The 16,245-nt window shown below is 65.0% G+C and carries 19 protein-coding genes and 2 tRNA genes; 11 read left to right on the forward strand and 10 right to left on the reverse strand.

Features of this window, described 5'->3' with window-relative positions; genetic code table 11:
• Window positions 1–269: HAD family hydrolase (locus tag L0D16_RS05785; RefSeq protein WP_243030525.1), on the forward strand; the 269-nt coding region annotated here is incomplete at its 5' end.
• A 44-nt stretch (window positions 270–313) separates the two neighbouring features.
• Window positions 314–703, forward strand: a complete 390-nt coding sequence (locus tag L0D16_RS05790; RefSeq protein WP_243030527.1) for a hypothetical protein — start codon at window positions 314–316, stop codon at window positions 701–703.
• A gap of 341 nt (window positions 704–1,044) precedes the next feature.
• Here the strand turns inward: L0D16_RS05790 and amrB are convergent, their stop codons facing one another.
• Complete coding sequence (gene amrB, locus L0D16_RS05795; protein ID WP_243030528.1) at window positions 1,045–1,845, reverse strand: AmmeMemoRadiSam system protein B; 801 nt, start codon at window positions 1,843–1,845, stop codon at window positions 1,045–1,047.
• Window positions 1,833–2,885 carry an AmmeMemoRadiSam system radical SAM enzyme gene (amrS, locus tag L0D16_RS05800; protein ID WP_243030530.1) on the reverse strand — a complete coding sequence of 351 codons (1,053 nt, stop codon included), beginning with the start codon at window positions 2,883–2,885 and terminating at the stop codon, window positions 1,833–1,835. The genes amrB and amrS overlap by 13 nt, the downstream gene beginning before the upstream one ends.
• Window positions 2,886–2,936: 51 nt before the next feature.
• Between amrS and L0D16_RS05805 the strand changes: the two genes are divergently transcribed.
• The 6 genes from L0D16_RS05805 (at window position 2,937) to L0D16_RS05830 (ending at window position 7,762) form a co-directional block, all read left to right on the forward strand.
• Window positions 2,937–4,373 carry an SWIM zinc finger family protein gene (locus tag L0D16_RS05805; RefSeq protein WP_243030532.1) on the forward strand — a complete coding sequence of 479 codons (1,437 nt, stop codon included), beginning with the start codon at window positions 2,937–2,939 and terminating at the stop codon, window positions 4,371–4,373.
• A 4-nt stretch (window positions 4,374–4,377) separates the two neighbouring features.
• Window positions 4,378–5,394 (forward strand): acyltransferase family protein, encoded by a 1,017-nt coding sequence (locus tag L0D16_RS05810; RefSeq protein ID WP_243030534.1) that lies wholly within the window; start codon window positions 4,378–4,380, stop codon window positions 5,392–5,394.
• Complete coding sequence (locus tag L0D16_RS05815; RefSeq protein ID WP_243030535.1) at window positions 5,391–6,296, forward strand: alpha/beta hydrolase family protein; 906 nt, start codon at window positions 5,391–5,393, stop codon at window positions 6,294–6,296. The genes L0D16_RS05810 and L0D16_RS05815 overlap by 4 nt, the downstream gene beginning before the upstream one ends.
• 527 nt (window positions 6,297–6,823) lie before the next feature.
• A tRNA-Ser gene (locus tag L0D16_RS05820) sits at window positions 6,824–6,914 on the forward strand.
• Window positions 6,915–6,922: 8 nt separating this feature from the next.
• Window positions 6,923–7,015 (forward strand) — tRNA-Ser (locus L0D16_RS05825).
• Between the two features lie 36 nt (window positions 7,016–7,051).
• Window positions 7,052–7,762, forward strand: coding sequence for a DNA/RNA nuclease SfsA (locus L0D16_RS05830; RefSeq protein ID WP_243030537.1), 711 nt, complete (start codon window positions 7,052–7,054; stop codon window positions 7,760–7,762).
• On the opposite strand, the gene L0D16_RS05835 is transcribed toward L0D16_RS05830, so the two are convergent.
• Together L0D16_RS05835 and L0D16_RS05840 are read right to left on the reverse strand one after the other, a co-directional pair.
• The gene (locus tag L0D16_RS05835; RefSeq protein WP_243030538.1) at window positions 7,715–8,461 is read right to left on the reverse strand and encodes a ZIP family metal transporter; all 747 of its coding nucleotides are present in this window, start codon (window positions 8,459–8,461) and stop codon (window positions 7,715–7,717) included. The genes L0D16_RS05830 and L0D16_RS05835 overlap by 48 nt on opposite strands.
• 10 nt (window positions 8,462–8,471) lie before the next feature.
• Window positions 8,472–9,170, reverse strand: a complete 699-nt coding sequence (locus tag L0D16_RS05840) for an alpha/beta hydrolase (protein WP_243030540.1) — start codon at window positions 9,168–9,170, stop codon at window positions 8,472–8,474.
• A 55-nt stretch (window positions 9,171–9,225) separates the two neighbouring features.
• Between L0D16_RS05840 and L0D16_RS05845 the strand changes: the two genes are divergently transcribed.
• On the forward strand, window positions 9,226–10,050 hold the full coding sequence (locus tag L0D16_RS05845; protein ID WP_341474615.1) for a DUF4388 domain-containing protein: 825 nt from the start codon (window positions 9,226–9,228) through the stop codon (window positions 10,048–10,050).
• Between the two features lie 3 nt (window positions 10,051–10,053).
• Complete coding sequence (locus L0D16_RS05850; RefSeq protein WP_243030542.1) at window positions 10,054–11,409, forward strand: alanine/glycine:cation symporter family protein; 1,356 nt, start codon at window positions 10,054–10,056, stop codon at window positions 11,407–11,409.
• 60 nt (window positions 11,410–11,469) lie between these two features.
• Here the strand turns inward: L0D16_RS05850 and L0D16_RS05855 are convergent, their stop codons facing one another.
• The 6 genes from L0D16_RS05855 to L0D16_RS05880 form a co-directional block, all read right to left on the reverse strand.
• Window positions 11,470–11,736 carry a zinc ribbon domain-containing protein gene (locus tag L0D16_RS05855; protein WP_423247861.1) on the reverse strand — a complete coding sequence of 89 codons (267 nt, stop codon included), beginning with the start codon at window positions 11,734–11,736 and terminating at the stop codon, window positions 11,470–11,472.
• Window positions 11,737–11,823: 87 nt separating this feature from the next.
• The gene (locus L0D16_RS05860) at window positions 11,824–12,222 is read right to left on the reverse strand and encodes a hypothetical protein (RefSeq protein WP_243030543.1); all 399 of its coding nucleotides are present in this window, start codon (window positions 12,220–12,222) and stop codon (window positions 11,824–11,826) included.
• Between the two features lie 2 nt (window positions 12,223–12,224).
• Complete coding sequence (locus L0D16_RS05865; protein ID WP_243030544.1) at window positions 12,225–12,509, reverse strand: hypothetical protein; 285 nt, start codon at window positions 12,507–12,509, stop codon at window positions 12,225–12,227.
• 9 nt (window positions 12,510–12,518) lie between these two features.
• Window positions 12,519–12,797 (reverse strand): hypothetical protein, encoded by a 279-nt coding sequence (locus tag L0D16_RS05870; RefSeq protein WP_243030546.1) that lies wholly within the window; start codon window positions 12,795–12,797, stop codon window positions 12,519–12,521.
• Between the two features lies 1 nt (window position 12,798).
• Window positions 12,799–13,272 (reverse strand): YbaK/EbsC family protein, encoded by a 474-nt coding sequence (locus L0D16_RS05875; RefSeq protein WP_243030548.1) that lies wholly within the window; start codon window positions 13,270–13,272, stop codon window positions 12,799–12,801.
• Entirely contained in the window at window positions 13,269–14,384 is a 1,116-nt protein-coding gene (locus L0D16_RS05880; protein ID WP_243030550.1) for a M20 family metallopeptidase, read from the reverse strand. The genes L0D16_RS05875 and L0D16_RS05880 overlap by 4 nt, the downstream gene beginning before the upstream one ends.
• 198 nt (window positions 14,385–14,582) lie before the next feature.
• Here L0D16_RS05880 and L0D16_RS05885 point away from each other — a divergent pair, with 198 nt between their 5' ends.
• Entirely contained in the window at window positions 14,583–16,202 is a 1,620-nt protein-coding gene (locus L0D16_RS05885; protein ID WP_243030552.1) for a 30S ribosomal protein S1, read from the forward strand.
• Window positions 16,203–16,245: the final 43 nt, after the last annotated feature.

Genomic DNA, 16,245 nt, shown 5'->3' on the forward strand with positions numbered 1-16,245 from the left:
CCTCTCCGCCCTCAGGTTCCTGGGGCTCTATGCGGTATAACGGTCAAGTCTGGCCTGACCCCAGGCTCTTCCGCATGGCCCTTTGCGCCTTTGGGGTGGGCCCGGAAGAGGCGGTGATGGTGGGGGATAACCCCGGGCGGGACATCCAGGGGGCTTGGCTTTCGGGCATCAAGGCGGTCTTTGTGGACCGGGGGCACCGCCCCAAGGACCCCCGGTATCCCGCCCACCTGGAGGTCCGGGACCTGAGGGAGGCCTTGGTCCTTTTGTGACCTTCTTCCAGGGGCCTGGCCTCCTCTAGGGTAGGCTTGGGGCCATGCACGAGGCCCTGCTTTTCCTCCATAACCTGGTGCGCTGGTTCGTCCTGGCCTTCGGCCTGTGGGCCCTTTGGCGCCCCGGGGCTAAAGAAGGCGCCTTCTTCGCCCACACCCTCACCCTGCAGGTGGTGCTGGGGCTCATCCTGGCCTTCGCAAGCCCCCTCTTCCAAGGGGCCTTGGCCAACCTGGAGGCAACCATGCAAACCCCGGGCGAGGCCCGTTACTTCGTGGCCGAGCACTGGGTGGGGGGGCTTATCGCCCTAGGCCTGGCCCACGCCGGGCTGGCCCAAGCGCGAAAGGGGAGGCCTAGGGCCCGGCTCCTCTTCGCCCTGGCCCTGGCCCTGGTTCTCCTCTCCATCCCCTGGTTCCGGCCCTTCCTCAGGCTTTAGCCCAGAAGCCCAGAGAAAGGTGGGGAAGGCCAAAGGGGCTAAGGAGGCTCCTGGGGCGAGGGTTTGCCCTTCCCCGTAGACCTTGGGGGCCAAAGGCGGCTTGCTCTCCAGGTCCAGAACCCCGTGGCCTTAGGGGAGCCGGGTCCGGCTGGGGTTTGCCGTAGGGGGCAAGGCCCCCTGGGTCCGGTACGGCGATAGGGCGGGCTCCCTCGAGCTCCAAGGGGGGCAAGGCGCCCCAAGGCGGCTACCCCTGGGGCGCATCTCCCGCCCCTTTCCTTCCCAAAGCTCCCCCGCCTGGCCCATTCTGGGGAACTCCTCCCCGTTAAACCCCTCTGCCAAGGTTATGGGCCTTCCCCTAGATAGGCCACGGCGGCGTACCCTACCACCCGGCTTGGGTCATGGGAGGCCTCGGCGCTGGTGGCGTAGGCCAGAAGCCTAGGGCGCCACCCCAGGCCCTTGGCCAAGGCGGTGAGGGTGGCCCAGGGAAGGCGGCCGCAGGCTTCCCCTTGGGCCACCCCTTCCACATCCAGGGCCAGGGCCCTTTCCAAGGTCTTTTGGTCCCGCTTTCGGGCCACAGGGTCGGGGTGGTAGTGGGAGAGGTCGCTGGAGGCCAGCACCAGGTCCCCTTCCCCTAGCTCCGGCAAGAGGGCCTCGGCCACCTCCATGGGGTCCACCTCCCCGAAGAGGAGGGGCAGGATGGGCGTGCCCGGCAAGGCCACTTGGAGGAAGGGGAGGAGGACCTCGAGGCTATGCTCTTCCCAGAAGGGCTCCTCGTAGGTTACAAAGGGCGGGCCCTTCTCCATAAGCCTGCTTCCCCCTTCCAGGTCCACCGCCACCTCCCCCAAGGGGGTGGCCCAGGCGCGGTAAGGGTAGAAGGCCACGCCAAGAAAGGGCACGAAATGGCTGGGCCCCAAAAGGAAGGCCCTCCTCGCCCTTCCCTGCCAGGCGGAAAGGGCCCCAAAGCCTTCCGCCGCCACCTTTCCCGAGTAAACATAGCCGGCATGGGGGGAGAGAAGGCCCCTTATCCCAGGGTCAGGGGAGGACCGGGCTCTTTGTAGAAGGCCTTCCACATCCTGCCTTAGGCGTTCCGCCTCCTGGGGGTAGAAGTAGCCGGCCACCGCCGGCGGCCTCACCAGGTCCATACCCCGGGAATCCTCCTCCCGCACCCCGGGCAGACCCCAGGGACCTCCCAAAGGGGCTCCACCCGGTAGCCCCGGCGGCGGATGAGGAGCCTGCCGCAGTCCGGGCAACGGGTGGAACTCCTCTCCTCGTCCAGGACGTTGCCCACGTACACGAACCTTAGTCCTTCCTCCTTGGCGATCTCGTAGGCCCGCACCAGGGTGCTGTGCCGGGTGGGTCTCAGGTCCAGCATGCGGTAGTCGGGATGGGCGGCGGTGAGGTGCCAGGGGATTTCGGGGGAGAGCCCCTTGAGGAATCGGGCCATGGCCCGCACCTCCTCGGGGGCGTCGTTATAGCCCTCCAGGAGGAGGGTGGTCACCTCCACCCAGACCCCTTGGGCGTGGAGGTGCTCGAGGCTCTCCAAAACCGGCTTGAGCCGGGCCCCACAGATCTTCCGGTAGAACTCCTCCGTGAAGCCCTTCAGGTCCACGTTGGCGGCATCCAGATAGGGCCGGATGTAGTCCCAGGCTTCCTTGGTTTCCAAGCCGCTGGTGACGAAGACGTTTTTCATGCCCCGTTCCTTGGCGAGCCGTGCGGTGTCGTGGGCGTATTCCATCCAGACGGCGGGCTCGTTGTAGGTGTAGGCGAGAAGCCGCACCCCCAAGGCCTCGGCCTCCTGCACGATGGCCTCCGGGGGCCAGTCCTCCCCGATGGGCCGGTCCAAATGGCCTTCCGGGGTGACCTGGAACTCCCGGAACTGGGAGATCTGCCAGTTCTGGCAAAACGCGCAGAAGAGATTGCACCCCACGGTGCCCAGGGAAAGGATTCCCTCCCCGGGGTGGAAGTGGTAAAGGGGCTTCTTCTCCACCGGGTCCAGGTGAAGGGCGGCCGCCTTGCCGTAGGTCACCAGGTACAGCCTGCCCCCGAAGTTGCGCCTAACCCCGCATTTGCCTGCCTGTCCTGGGGCGATGGCGCAGTAGTGGGCGCAGGCCCGGCACTGCACGTACCCCTTGGGTAGGGGGCGTTTCAGGTCCGCTTCCCTGAGGGTAGCCGTCAGGGTCATTTCATAGGCTTCTCATCCCATGATACCACGCCCGGGCTTTAGACTGAATCCGTGCCGCCTTTTCCCCCTAGGGAGGAAGCGGACTTTGCTCCGTTTTTTCCCCCCGAGGTGCTCCGCCGGGGGCTGGCCTACTACCAGGAGGGCCGGGTGCAGAGGGTCTTTCGGGTGGGGGAGAGGATTGTGGGTTTGGTGCAGGGTTCGGCGGAGGCTCCCTACCAGGTGGAGGTGGGGCCTGGGCTTGTGGGCCGGTGCACCTGCCCCTATCCCGATTTTCCTTGCAAGCATGCGGCGGCGCTTCTTTATGCCTACGTGGAGGGAAGGGTACCCGACCTTGCGCCCCTTATAGAGGCCCTAACTCCCGATGAAGCCAAGGACCTTTTGCAAAGGCTCGCCCTGATTCCTGGGGTTGCCTCCTATCTGGCGGAGGCCTTAGCCCCAGGGAAGGCCTTTATGGAGGGGGTAAAGCACCTGCGCCGGACCTTCCGGATGGGGGGAGGGGAGGCGGAGGCCAAGGCCCTCCTCCTGCGCCTGGACCGGGTGGGAAGGGAGGAGGTGGAGGCCTACCTCGAGGCCCTTCTGCAGGCCCCCTTTGACCCGGAGCCCTACCTGAAGGCGGCCTTAGAGCGCTATCTGGCCCTTTCCCCTAGGCTTTCCTTCCTCCTTGGCCTTTACCTGAAACACCCTTCCGAGGCTCTGCGGGAGGCCTTCTTACGGGCGGGGGAGGGGGAGGCGGAGGAAGCCCTCCGCCTCCTGGGGGGGCAGGAGGCTTGGGGGCTGAAGCGGGGGCTTAAGGCCGAGCTTCTCTTCCGCTTGGGGCGGGTGGAGGAGGGGCTTGCCGCCTTGCGGGAAGGGCTTGAGGGGGTGGAGGACTACCTCCAGCTGGTGAACCGGCTCCTCTCCTTGGGCCGGATGGCGGAGGCCCTAAGGTATGCGGAGGAGGCCCGGGACTGGTTTGGCAAGGACCCCAGGCTCTGGCCCCTTTTGGACCTTTTGGTGGCCCACCGGGGGCTTCCTGAGGATCACAGGGCCCGGTTTGCGGTCCGGCCGAACCTCGAGGACTACCTGGCCCTAAAGGCCAAGCTGGGCCGGGGGTTTTTTGCGGAGCGGAGGGCCCTTCTGCGCCGGGTGCAAGACCCGGTCCTCCTGGCCCGCATCCACCTCTTGGAGGAGGATTGGAAGGCCCTGGACCGCCTCTTGAAAGACGCCCCCCTCGAGGCCTACCCCCGCCTGGCGGAGGCCCTGGAGGAAAGGCTTCCTGAGGAGGCCAAAAGGCTCTACTGGGAAAGGGCGAGATCCCTGGTGGAAAGGGGTAGCCGCAAGGCCTACCAGGAGGCGGCTCGGCTCTTAGGGCGCATGGCCCGCCTGGACCCCAAGGCGGCCCAGGAGGCGGCCTCGGCCTTGGTCTTGGCCTACCCCAAGCGGCCTGCCCTGAGGGAGGAGCTGGCCCTTTTGCTCTCGGAAAAGTCTCACGGGCCTGTGGAAAAATAGTCCTGTGGAACGCTTTCCCTGGGTGGAGGTCTTCCGGGGGCTGGCCATCTTGGAGGTGGTCCTCCACCACGTGACGGGTCGTTTCCTGCGGGAGCTTTCCCCGGGAAGCCTAGAATGGCACCTCCTGGCGGCGGCGAACCGCACCCTGCACTTTGCCGTGCCCGCCTTCCTCTTCATGACCACCCTGGTCCTGGGGGCCGGTTTCCTCAGGGAGTTCCGCCTGGGCCGTTACCTAAGGAATCGGGCCCTTCGCCTTCTTTGGCCCTACCTCCTTTGGAGCGGGATCTACCTGGCCTTCCGCTACTGGGATTACGGGGTTTTTCAGCCGGAACGCCTTCCCCACCAGCTCCTTTGGGGAAAGGCCTACTTTCACCTCTACTTCCTAGCGGTGGCCCTGCAGCTCACCCTCCTCCTCCCCCTTTTCCTCCCTCTCCTCAGGCGGAGGCCCCACGGCCTGGTGTTCCTCCTTCTAGGGGTAGGGCTCACCTTGGGGGTTTACTTTCTGAACCGTCACTACCGCTTTTTGCCCTACCCGGGAAGCTTCGTCCTTTGGTACACCCCGGCCATCGCCTTGGGGCTTTACCTGGCAAGCCGCCTCGAGGTTCTACCCCGCCTTCTCCGCTTCTGGCCGATAGCCCTTTTGGTGGCCGGAGTGGGGCTTTGGGGGTATCTGCCCCTGGCCTTGGAGGTGCTTAAGCGCCTTCCTGTGAACACCTTCCACTACCAGGCCTTCCACTGGCTGTACACCACGGGTATGGCCTTTCTCCTCCTGGCCCTGGCCTACGCCTTGGCCCGCACCCCCTTGCGGACGCCCCTGGCCTTTTTGGGCCGCTACTCCTTGCAGATCTACCTGGTCCACCCCATGGTGGTGCGCCTTTTGGAGAAGTACCCGGCCTTCCCTGAACCCTTGGGTCTTAAGCCGGCTTTGGCGGTCTACTTGGTCTTGGCCCTCCTCCTACCTCTTTTCCTGGCCTACCTCCTGGCGAGGGCCAGGGTATCCCCCGCCATCTTCGGCCGATGAGGGCCTTCGCGGTCTGGCTCCTGGCCCTGGCCCTTGGCCTGTTCTGGGGTCTGCGGTCGGCAAGCCCGGGGCTGAAGAGGGTGGAAGAAGGTGTGGTTTACGGGCGGGAAGGGGTTTCCCTGTTTGCCCAAGTCTGCTCGCCGCAAGGGGCTGCGGACCGGGCGGTGATCCTGGTGCCGGGTGGCTTCGGCCCTCCCACCTTGGACATGGAAAAGCGGTGCCGCCTCTATGCGGAGAAGGGGGTGGTGGCCTTGGTGCCCCACCTCAGAGGCCGGGGGAAAAGTGAGGGAAAGGTGACCGGTTGCCTGGAGGAAGCCGAGGACGTGGCCCTTATGGCCCGCCTCCTTCCCCAGATGGGGATAAGGCGCCACGCCTACGCCGGCTACTCCCTGGGAGCCTGCGTGGCCCTAAAGGCGGCGGCCCTGGAGGGAAGGGCCAGGGGTGTGGCCTTTGTCATCGGCCCGGTGGACTTTGCCGAACAGGTGGAGATCCTGAGGAAAACCCGCCCCGACGCCTTGGAACGTTGGCGGGAGGTCTTCGGTGGGCTTCCGGAGGAGTGCCCGGCCTGCTACGCCCGGCAGAGCCCCTTGCCCCATGCGGCCCGCCTTGGGGCTCCCCTTCTCATCCTGCAGGCGGGCAACGACCCCCTTATTCCCCCCACGCAGGCCTGCCGCCTGAGGGATGTGCGGGAGGAAGCCGGCCGCAAGGTGTACCAGGTGGCCCTCACCCGGGAAGGCCATTCCTGGACCCTGCCCCTCACCAAGGGCCGGGCCTGCCTCAGGCCCACGGGGTTTGGCCCCTTGGGGGAGGACCACCTGGTCCTCTTCCCCGATCTCCACCATGCGGTGATTCCCGCCATGGAGGCCCTGGTGGAGCGGTTTGTCCTAGCCTGGCTCCGTTAGGGGGCCAAAAGGGGTATAGCCTGGGCCAGCATCCGCCTAAGAAGGGGTTCCTAAGGCCTTCGCTTCCCCCACCGTGTAGGCGTGAAGCCCCGCCGGAAGGCCCTTAAAAGCCCTTCGCGCCAGGGGGTGAAGGCCTTGGCAGGAAAGGCCTCCGTGGATGAGGAGGGGTCCGGGCCGCTTCCCGGTAGGGCCCGGCCTGTGGCCCAGGAGCCGATGCCGCAGGAACGTCTCCCCTTCGCACCCCAGGCCCCTCCTTCAGGCGCCTTAGGATTCCCTCGTGGAAGACCCTGGCCGAAGGCCTGGATTTCCTGGGCATAGGGCAAAAGCCTTTCGGCCTCCGGGTGCGGGTACCGCCCGAAGGGGGCTCCTTCGGGGAGGGCAGCGGGATATCGGGGTGAACCGGGTGGGTTCTAAGTCCCTTCAGGCCTGAAGGATGGGGTCCGGCTTCGCTCCAAAAGGGCACTCTAGCCCATCCCGATTGACAAGCTGAGGAGGTTGCCGCATAGTAAACCTTGCGGCCAGACCTTGGAGGGTTGGCCGAGCGGTTGAAGGCGGCGGTCTTGAAAACCGCTGTGGGCCTTGGGCCCACCGGGGGTTCGAATCCCTCACCCTCCGCCAGAAGGCTTGGAGAGGTGGCCGAGTGGTCGAAGGCGGCACCCTGCTAAGGTGTTGTACCGGGAAAACCGGTACCGCGGGTTCGAATCCCGCCCTCTCCGCCAAAAAGCCCGGTCTAGGACCGGGCTAAAGTTTTGCTCATGTGGGCCTTGCCTTTGCCTCCCCTAAAACCCTGCCGTTTCCGGGAAAGGAAAAACCGCTTCCTGGTGGAGGCGGACGTGGGCCCCTTGCACCTGCCTAACTCGGGGCGGATGACGGAACTCCTTCTGCCCGGAACCCCTTGCTTTTACCATCCCAGGCCCACCCTCAAGACGGTGGGCCGGATGGTCCTGGTGGAAAGCCAGGGGGTTTTGGTGGGGGTGGACGCCTCCTTGGCCAACTGCCTCCTGGAGTTGCTTTTGAAGGAGGGGTTTTTCGGCTCCCTTTCGGATCTAAGAAAAGAGGTGCCCTTTGGGGGGGAGAGGCTGGACTTCTCCGCCTGGATTGGGGATAAGGAAGCTCTTTGGGAAGCCAAAAACTGCAACCGGGTGGAGGAGGGCCTGGCCCTTTTCCCCGATGCCCCTACCCCTCGAGGGGCCAGGCACCTTAGGCTTCTTTCGGCCTTTGCCCGGAATGGGGGGCTAGCCCATGCGGTCTGGATGGTGCAACATCCCCTGGCTCAGGCCTTTGCCCTGGACCCGGAGGATGGGTTCCTATACCGAGCAGCCCGGGAAGCGGAGGAGGCGGGGGTGAGGCTTCTGGCCTTTCGCGTGCGCCCTGCCTTGGAAGCCCTCCATCTGGAAGGGGAGCTTCCCTGGGTTTGGCTACCCCCCAAGGAGAATCTGGAAGGCCACCATCAGGGCCACGGCTAGGGTGAGCACCGTGGCCACGCCTTCCGCCTTGGCCTCCCTTAGGGCTTCGGGAAGGATTTCCGCCGCTACCATCCAGATCATGGCTCCGGCAGCGAAGCCTAGGCCCACCGGCAAGGCGGGCTTAAAGAGTTCCACGAAGAGAAAGGCGGGCACGGCCATGAGGGGCTGGGGTAGGCTGGAGAAAACGCTCCAAAGGGCCGCGCCCAAGACGCTTACACCCCGAGGGATCAGCACCAGGCTGATGGCCAGTCCCTCGGGGATGTTGTGCACAGCGATGGCTAGGGTGATGAAAACCCCCAAGGCCTCCCCGCCCCCGAAGGCCACCCCTACGCCAATCCCCTCGGCGAAGGAGTGCAGGGTCATGATGCCCACCATCATGAGGGCTTTGCGGGCATCCAGGCCGTTTAGGGTGCCAAAGCTTACCTCCCGGCTGTGGAGAAACCGGTGGGAGAGCTGGATAAAAAAGAGCCCCAACACCACCCCTAAAAGGGTCCGGCCCAGGTGGTAGTGCACCCCCTCGTAGATGAGGCCGAAGCTGGCGGCCAGCATAAGCCCGGCGGCGGCGGCGTTGGCCAGGCCCAGGTGGTGGGCGAGGATCTTTCGGGTGAAGAGGAAGGGAATGGCCCCTAGGCCGGTGGCGATGGCGGTGAGGAGGGCGTACAGGAAGACGGTCCCAGGGGAGATGGATAGGGGTTCCATGGCCCCCATATTACTGCAAGTGATTATTGTTAGCAATAAGCCAATCCCGGACCGCCTGGGCCACGGCTTCCCGGTCCCGGTCCAAGAGGAGGTCATGCCCGCTTTCCGGGAAGACCAGGTAATCCTTCTTAGGGCTTCCCAAAAGGGCGTGGTAGCCCCGGACCCCGGCAGGGTCCACCACCTTGTCCCGGCCGGCCTCCACCACCAAGGCAGGGGCCTTTACCTGGGGTAGGACCTCGGGGGTGCGGCGCATAAGGGCCAAAAGCTGGAGCAGGGCCCGGGTGGGAAAGTAGGGGTAGTTGGGGTTTTGCTTCCTAAGCTCGGGGTCCTGGATGGAGTCGGGGCCAGGAAAACGGGGGATGAACCAGGCCAAGAGGGGAGCCAGGGGGGCAAGGGGGTGCTTGAGGGCCAGGGCTGGGGCCAGGGCTACCAGGGCCTGGGTGGGGCTTTCCGCGGCCAGGTGGGCGGCTAGGAGGGCACCCATGGAAAGCCCCACCACCCCTCGAGGCTCGGGTAGCTTCTGGTAGACCTCCTGGGCCACCGCCAGCCAGTCCGGCCAGCGCACCCGAAGAAGGTCCTCTGGCCGGGTGCCGTGGCCTGGTAGGGCCGGTTGAACCACGGTAAAACCGGCCTCCCGCAACACCCTGGGCAAGGGGCCCAGGGTGAGGACGGGGTGGGAGGTAAAGCCGTGGAGCAAGAGGAGATGCATATCTAAGGATACCCCGCCTGGACGCTGGGGAGGGGGCATGGTAAAACGGGAAGGAATGCTGGGTGAGCCCTCAGATTATCTCGGCCAGCCGCAAGGCTATCTTGAAGGTAACCTTGCAGAGTTTCCCTTCGTGGCCCTGGTGGGGGCTTTGATGAGCACCGGGCGCACGGGAAGGCTTCTGGTCCGCACCCCTTACCTGGAGGGAGAGGTTTTTTTGCGGGGTGGCCAGGTGGTCCATGCCCGGGTCTGGTCAGGGGAAAAGGGCCTGGAGGGAGAGGAGGCCTTGGACCTGCTTTCCGGTCTCAAGCGAGCGCCCTATCGCTTTGAGCCCGAGGTTTTGCCACCCCACACCACCTTGTTGGGAGGGCTTGCGGTACCCGCACGCCTAAGCGAGGCCCAGGCCCTGTGGCAGGGGCTTTCCCTACCCTCCGACTGGGGGTATGTTCTGCGCCTGCCCACCAAGGGAGGCCAGGTGGAGCTTGGCCCCGAGGCCTTGCGGGTTCTGGCCCAGGTGGAGGGGAAGCGCATCACCGAGGTGCTCCTGGCCCCCGGGGTGTTGCGCTTGGCCCGCATCCTGCACACCCTATTGGGGATGGGAGCCCTGGAGGCGGTGCCCTTGGTGGAGGTGCCGCCCGCTTCCCTTTTGGTCCTTCCCATCTACGGCCCTGGGTCGGGGGTAGCCTATGTGGACGAGGCCCTTTACGCCGAGTGGGCCCGGGCCATCCGCCATGCCTTCCGCCTTCGCCTAAAGCGCCTCGAGGCGTTGATGGAAGTGCGGCCCAGGCCCAATATCCCCGGTCGGCTGGGCCTGCTGGAGGAGGATCTCAAGCGCCTCCGCCTCAGGCGGGGGGATAAGGTGGAGGTGGTGCCGGAGGTATAGCCTATGGATATCCTGACCCTAAACGAGTATCTCAACCGGATCGTATACGGCTTCCCCATGAAGCTTTTCTTTTTGCTGGTGGGAGCTTACCTGGTCATCTTCCAGATCCGCTGGTTTAGTGCCCCTCTGAGGATGCTTCGGGTTTCCTTCAGCGAAACCCTGGGGGCCATCCGCGAGCGTACCTATGGCTTTGGCGGCCAGATTACTCCCTTTCAGGCCGCCATGGTGGCCCTCTCCGCCACGGTGGGCACGGGGCACCTTTTGGGCATGCTGGCGGCGGTGCTTCTAGGGGGGCCGGGGGCGGTCTTTTGGATGTGGCTGGGCTACTTCTTTGGTACGGGCACAAAGTTTGCCGAGGCCACCTTGGCGGTGCACTTCCGCCGCCGCTTTGCCGATGGGTCGGTTTCTGGCGGACCCATGTACTACCTGTACCGGGGTCTTCCCAGGCTCCGCTTTCTGGCCTATTTCTTCGCCTTCTTCGCCGCGGTGGCCGCTTTTGGTATCGGCAACCTCTCCCAGGCCGGGGCAGTGGGGGGGGCTCTGGCCCCCTTAGGGGCGCCACCGGCCTTGGTGGGCCTTTTCCTAGCCCTCCTGGTGGGGGTGGTGCTGGGTGGGGGCATCGTTCGGGTGGCCCGTTTTGCCCAGGTGGTGGTACCCTTAAAGCTTCTCCTTTTCCTGGTGGCGGTGGTGCCCCTATTGGTCCTTTACGGGGCCCAGATCCCCGAGGCCTTGGCCCTGGTCTTCCGGGCGGCCTTCAGCCCGGAGGCGGCCTTGGGGGGAGCGGCGGGCTATAGCCTCTTCGCCGCCCTCAACGCTGGGCTGGGCCGGGGCATCTTCGCCAACGAGGCGGGCTTGGGTTCTGCGCCCATCGCCCACGCCCAGGCCCAGGTGGACCACCCGGTGCGCCAGGGCTTCTGGGGGGTCACGGAGATGTTCGTAAGCTTCCTGGTCACGAGCCTTACCGCCCTCACCTTCCTGGCCTCCGGGCTTTGGCGAGAGGGAGGGAGTGCGGCCGAGGCCGCCAGCGCCCTCTTCCAAGCCCATCCCCTGGGCGGGCCTATCCTGGCCGTGACCGTGGCGGTCTTCGCCCTAGGAACCATGGTTTCCTGGGGGTTTTACGGGGAAGAGGCGGCGGCCTTTCTCTTCGGCGAGGGGATCCGGTGGCCCTACCGCCTTACCTTTGCCGTTTTGGCCTTCGTGGGGCCCTTGGGGGGCCTCGAGGCCTTCTTGGCCATCTCCGACACCCTAAACGGCCTTATGGCCATTCCCAACATCCTGGGCCTCATCCTGTTGGGGCCGGTGGTGGGCCGCTTGGTCTACGGCTTCTTCCGCGGGGAGCCTTGGATACCCCCTCGGTGACGACTCCCCGCTCTGAAGAGCGGGGCTGCAAGATACGGGCTTCGCCCGTGACCGCGGTTCTCACGGGACGGCCCACGCCGTACCCATCCCCGAAGGCTCCGTCCGAGCCCTGGCCAAGATGTTGATGGCTGCCGCCACATCCCGGTGAAGAGGTGTTCCACAAGAAGAACAGGTAAACTCCCTGATCCACAAAGGCCTCTTCTCCCGGTGCCCACATATGGGGCAATCTTGGCTCGTGTGTTTGGGGTCTACCCCCAGGACCCGCCTACCAGCCGCTTTGGGGCCCCTATATCCCAAATGAACCGCCGGCGGACGTGGGGGGTCCATGTATCCCCGGTTTGCAAACCGGGGGATTATAGCCCCCCACACCCCCCTTTTCTCTAACTTGGCGGCGTCCTCCACCCCACCTGGGCATCAGTGGAAGAGCTGCCGTATGGCCCTTTCCAACTCTTCCCCGGTCTTGCGGTCCAGGGTGAGCTTAACCTTTAGGGCCACCCGGAGGGCCTCCTCCTCGAGGCTCTCCCGGCTTTGGCATCCCTCCAGCCGGGTTACAAAAGGTTCCGCTTTGGGGCCGAGCCGGGTCTTGAGGAGGCCCACCAGCTTTTGGCAAAGCTCCTTGGGACCCTCCACGGGCAGGATCAGGCCCCGCTTGAGAAGGGCAGCCAGGATGACGTAGGCTTCGTCTCCCAGGCCGCTTTCCCCCACCACCTCCTCTTCGGTGCGCCGGCCGTCGCAGAGGGTGTAGACCCGCCACTCCTCGGGGGTGGGTTTCCAGTCGGTTTCCGGAGGGTTAGGGTTACGGCGGAAGACCATGGCTACAAGGAGGCCACGATGGCGTCCACCAGGCGCAGGACCAGGTAGACGAAGACTGCCCCCAGGAGAAGGATCAGGGAAAGGAGAATGAGGAGAAGGCTACTGGGCTCGTTCCAGGTGAGGATCAGGACCACCACGTAGGCCACGGCGAAGAAGACGATGAGCCCCAGCATCTGCCCACCCCGTTCCCCCATGACCCCTCCAGGGATGACCCGCTTTAGCCGGAACCCGTAAAGGACGTTATAGGCCATCACCACAAGGCCTAAAAGGAGCAGCACTTTTTCCATGGCCCCATTCTAGCCCATCCATTCCCGGATAGGTATAAGCTCTCCTCCCTCAACACTTTTCCGCGTGGGACGATAACGGGTATCAAACCAGATCTCCAGCACCGCCCGGTCCAGGCTTTTGGGGGCCACGATTTCCTTGCGCACGTAATAGCCTCCCTCCACGGGGCTTATCTCCGTGGATTTGGAGAGCCTGAGCTCCACCACCTCGCCGCTTTGGGTGCGCACCCTAACCCGGAAGGCCAAGGGGCCTTCGGGCTTCACGTGGGGATCTTTGCGGAAGAACCACACGCTAGGCCTCCTTTAAATCCGCCACCCGGGCCCCTGTGAGGGCCAGGAGCTCCCCCGGGGTCAGGGAGAAGAGGGCGTTTGGCGTACCCCCTGCGGCCCAAACCCTGGGGTAGGCCAGGAGGTCCTCGTCGCAAAAGGTGGGGAGAGGGGTGGGGTGCCCCGCGGGGGGTACCCCACCGATGGCGTAACCGGTAAGGAGGCGTACCTCCTCGGGGGTAGCCCGCCGGAGGGTCTCGCCCGCTGCCCTTTGGGCCTTGGGGAGGTCCAAACGGTTTCGGCCGCTCACTAGGAAGAGATAAGGCCTGGTTCCCATAAAGATCAGGCTTTTTACGATCTGCCCCACGTGGGCTCCCACGGCCTCAGCGGCTTCTTGGGCGGTGCGGGTGGAAGCGGGTAGCGCCACCACCCGCAGGTGGGCGTACCCCTTTTCCTCCAGGGCATGCTGTACCCTTTTTGCGGAAGGGGGAAGGCTCATAGGGCGTAGAGGAGTTCGGCCAGGAGGGTCACGCGCCGGGGGATCTCCGAGACCACCACATACTCGGTCTTCTGGTGGGCATCGCCCCCAAGGAGGCCGAGGCCATCCAGGGTGGGCACCCCCAGGGCAGCGGTGAAGTTGCCATCCGAGCCCCCGCCCACCCGCCCTGGGCGCAGGGAAAGCCCCAGGGCTTCCCCAATGGCCCGGGCCTTCTCAAAGAGGGCCAGGCTTTCCGCGGTGGGCTCCATGGGGGGGCGGTTTAGTCCCCCAGAAAGCTCCAGCCTGGCCCCAGGGAGGACAGGGGTCAGATGTTTTAGGCTTTCCTCCACCCGCTTCACCTCCTCCAGGGTCCAGGCCCTGAGGTCTATTTCCACCCAGGCCTCCTCGGCCACCACGTTGCTTACGGTGCCTCCTGCCACCACGTTGAGGCCCAGGGTGGTGCCCTTCTCCCGGTCCTCGAGGGCCGCCACTTTCACGATCTGATGGGCAAGCTCCAGGATGGCGTTCACCCCCTTTTCCGGCTCCACCCCCTGGTGGGCGGCCTTGCCCAGGGCCTTAAGGCGGTAGAGCCCCACCCCCTTTCGGGCCACCTTGGGATCCCCTTCCGCCGTGGGAGGCTCCAGGACCAAGGCAGCCCGGGCCTTCTTCGCTGCCGCCTCAATCAGGGGCCGGCTTTCCTTGGAGCCGATTTCCTCGTCGGGGGTGAAGAGGATTTCCAAGGCCGGAAGCCTCCTGCCGCTGGCCTCCGCGTGGCGGAGGGCATAGAGCAGGGCGATAATACCCCCCTTCATGTCGTAGACCCCAGGGCCTACCGCCCGGTCCCTTTCTAGGCGGAAGGGCTCGGGGAAGCTTCCCTTAGGGTGGACGGTGTCGTAGTGGCAGAGGATGAGGATCGGGTTTCCTTCCCCTTCCCGCTTCAAAAGGAGGATGGGGCCTAGGGGGGTATCTTTACGGGAAAGCCGCCCCTGGAGAGGCCCGAAGGCTTCTTCCAAGAAGGCGGCAGCTTCCTGAAGGCCCTTCGGGTCCTTGGAGGGGGATTCCCGGCGCACGAAGGCCTCGAGGTCCTTTAAAAGCTCGGGTAGCTTCGCCTGCATCCAGGCTAGGGTTTCCATGGGCCCATTATGGCGCAACCCCTTGGGGCCTGGTGCCTCTTGGCAAGGGGGCCTCCCCGTGGTATAAAGGAAGGGTATGCCCTTCGGGGCCGGTTCCCACGGAAGCGGGGAGTGAGGCTTCTCCCCCTCCTTTTCGTGTGGACGTGCGCAAGATGCGCCCGCCTTCCCTAGAAGGCGCGTAAGGAGGAAAGAGGCGGCATGGAAGAAAAGGCGACCCAGGTCAGCGAAGCCAACTTGACCCCAGACAAGGCCTTCAGCATGGAAGAGGCCCTGCAGGAGACCGAGGCGCGCTTGGAAAAACGCGTGCGCCCCGGGCAGGTCCTGACGGGCAAGGTGGTCTTGGTGGGCTCAGAGGGTGTGGCGGTAGATATCGGCGCGAAGACGGAAGGCATCATCCCCTTTAACGAACTTACGGAGAAGTCCCTTCCTGAAGAGGAGTTAAAGGCCCTTCTGAAGCCTGGGGATATGGTGCGGGTCCAGGTCACCAAGGTGGATCCGGAAACCGGCCAGGTCTTCCTTTCCCGTAAAAAGGTGGAGGCCACGGAGCACTGGGACCGCATCCGGGAGCTTTATGAGAAGGGCGAGCCGGTGACCGTCACCGTCAAGGAGAAGGTCAAGGGAGGCGTGATTGCCGACCTGGATGGTGTATCCGCCTTCATCCCTGCTTCGCAGCTGGACCTCAAGCGCATCCCCAACCTGGATGCCTACGTGGGCCAGCAGATCCTGGTGAAGATCATCGAGTTTAACCGCAAAAAGGGACGGGTTCTGCTATCCCGCCGGGTGGTTCTGGAAGAGGAGCAAAAACGGGCCAAGGAGGCCTTTTTCCAGAGCCTCCAGCCCGGACAGGTGGTGGAGGGGACGGTGGTGGACGTCACCGACTTCGGGGCCTTTGTGAACCTGGGTCCGGTGGACGGCCTGGTGCACCGTTCCGAGATCACCTGGGGGCGGTTTAACCACCCCAAAGAGGTGATCCACAAGGGCCAGAAGGTGCGGGCCCAGGTGGTTTCCGTGGACCCGGAGAAGGAGCGGGTGAACCTTTCCATCAAGGCCCTCATCCCCGATCCCTGGGTCACGGTGGCCGAGAAGTACCCGGTGGGAAGCCGGGTCCGGGGCAAGGTGGTGGGCCTCACCCAGTTCGGGGCCTTTGTGGAGGTGGAGCCGGGCCTCGAGGGGCTCATCCACATCTCCGAGCTTTCCTGGACCAAAAGGCCCAAGCACCCCTCCGAGGTAGTGAAGGAAGGAGAGGAGGTGGAGGCGGTGGTCTTGAGGCTGGACCCTGCCGAGCGCCGCCTCTCCTTGGGCCTTAAGCAGACCCAGCCCGATCCCTGGCAGCTCCTCACGGAGAAGTACCCTCCGGGCACGGTGGTCAAGGGCAAGGTTACCGGGATCACCGACTTCGGGGTCTTCGTGGAGCTGGAGCCGGGCATGGAGGGCCTGGTTCATATTTCCGAGCTGGACCACGCCCGCATTGAAAACCCCGCCGCCCTCTTCAAGAAGGGGGAGGAGATGGAGGTGGTGGTCCTCAACATAGACCCCGTGGAGCAGCGCATCTCCCTCTCCCGCAAGCGCCTTCTGCCCCCGCCCCCTCCCAAGGCCGAGGAGGAGCGGCCCCGTCGGGCCAAGGGCAAGGAGGCCCGGGGCAAGAGGAAGCCCGGACCCCGCCGGGAGGAGCGCCGGGAGTACGAGTACGGGGCCGTGGCCGAGTACAACCTGTACGATGCCTCCGCAGTGCCCACGGCCAGCGCCAGCGTAAAACTCGGGGACCTTTACGGCGACCTTTTGGCCAGCCTGGGCCTCGAGGAGGAAAAGTCCTCCTAGGGCTTGCAAAACGCTTGAGGCCCCGCCTCCTGGCGGGGCCTTC

Origin of the sequence: Thermus altitudinis (genome assembly GCF_022760835.1) — a bacterium.
GTDB classification, from domain to species: domain Bacteria; phylum Deinococcota; class Deinococci; order Deinococcales; family Thermaceae; genus Thermus; species Thermus altitudinis.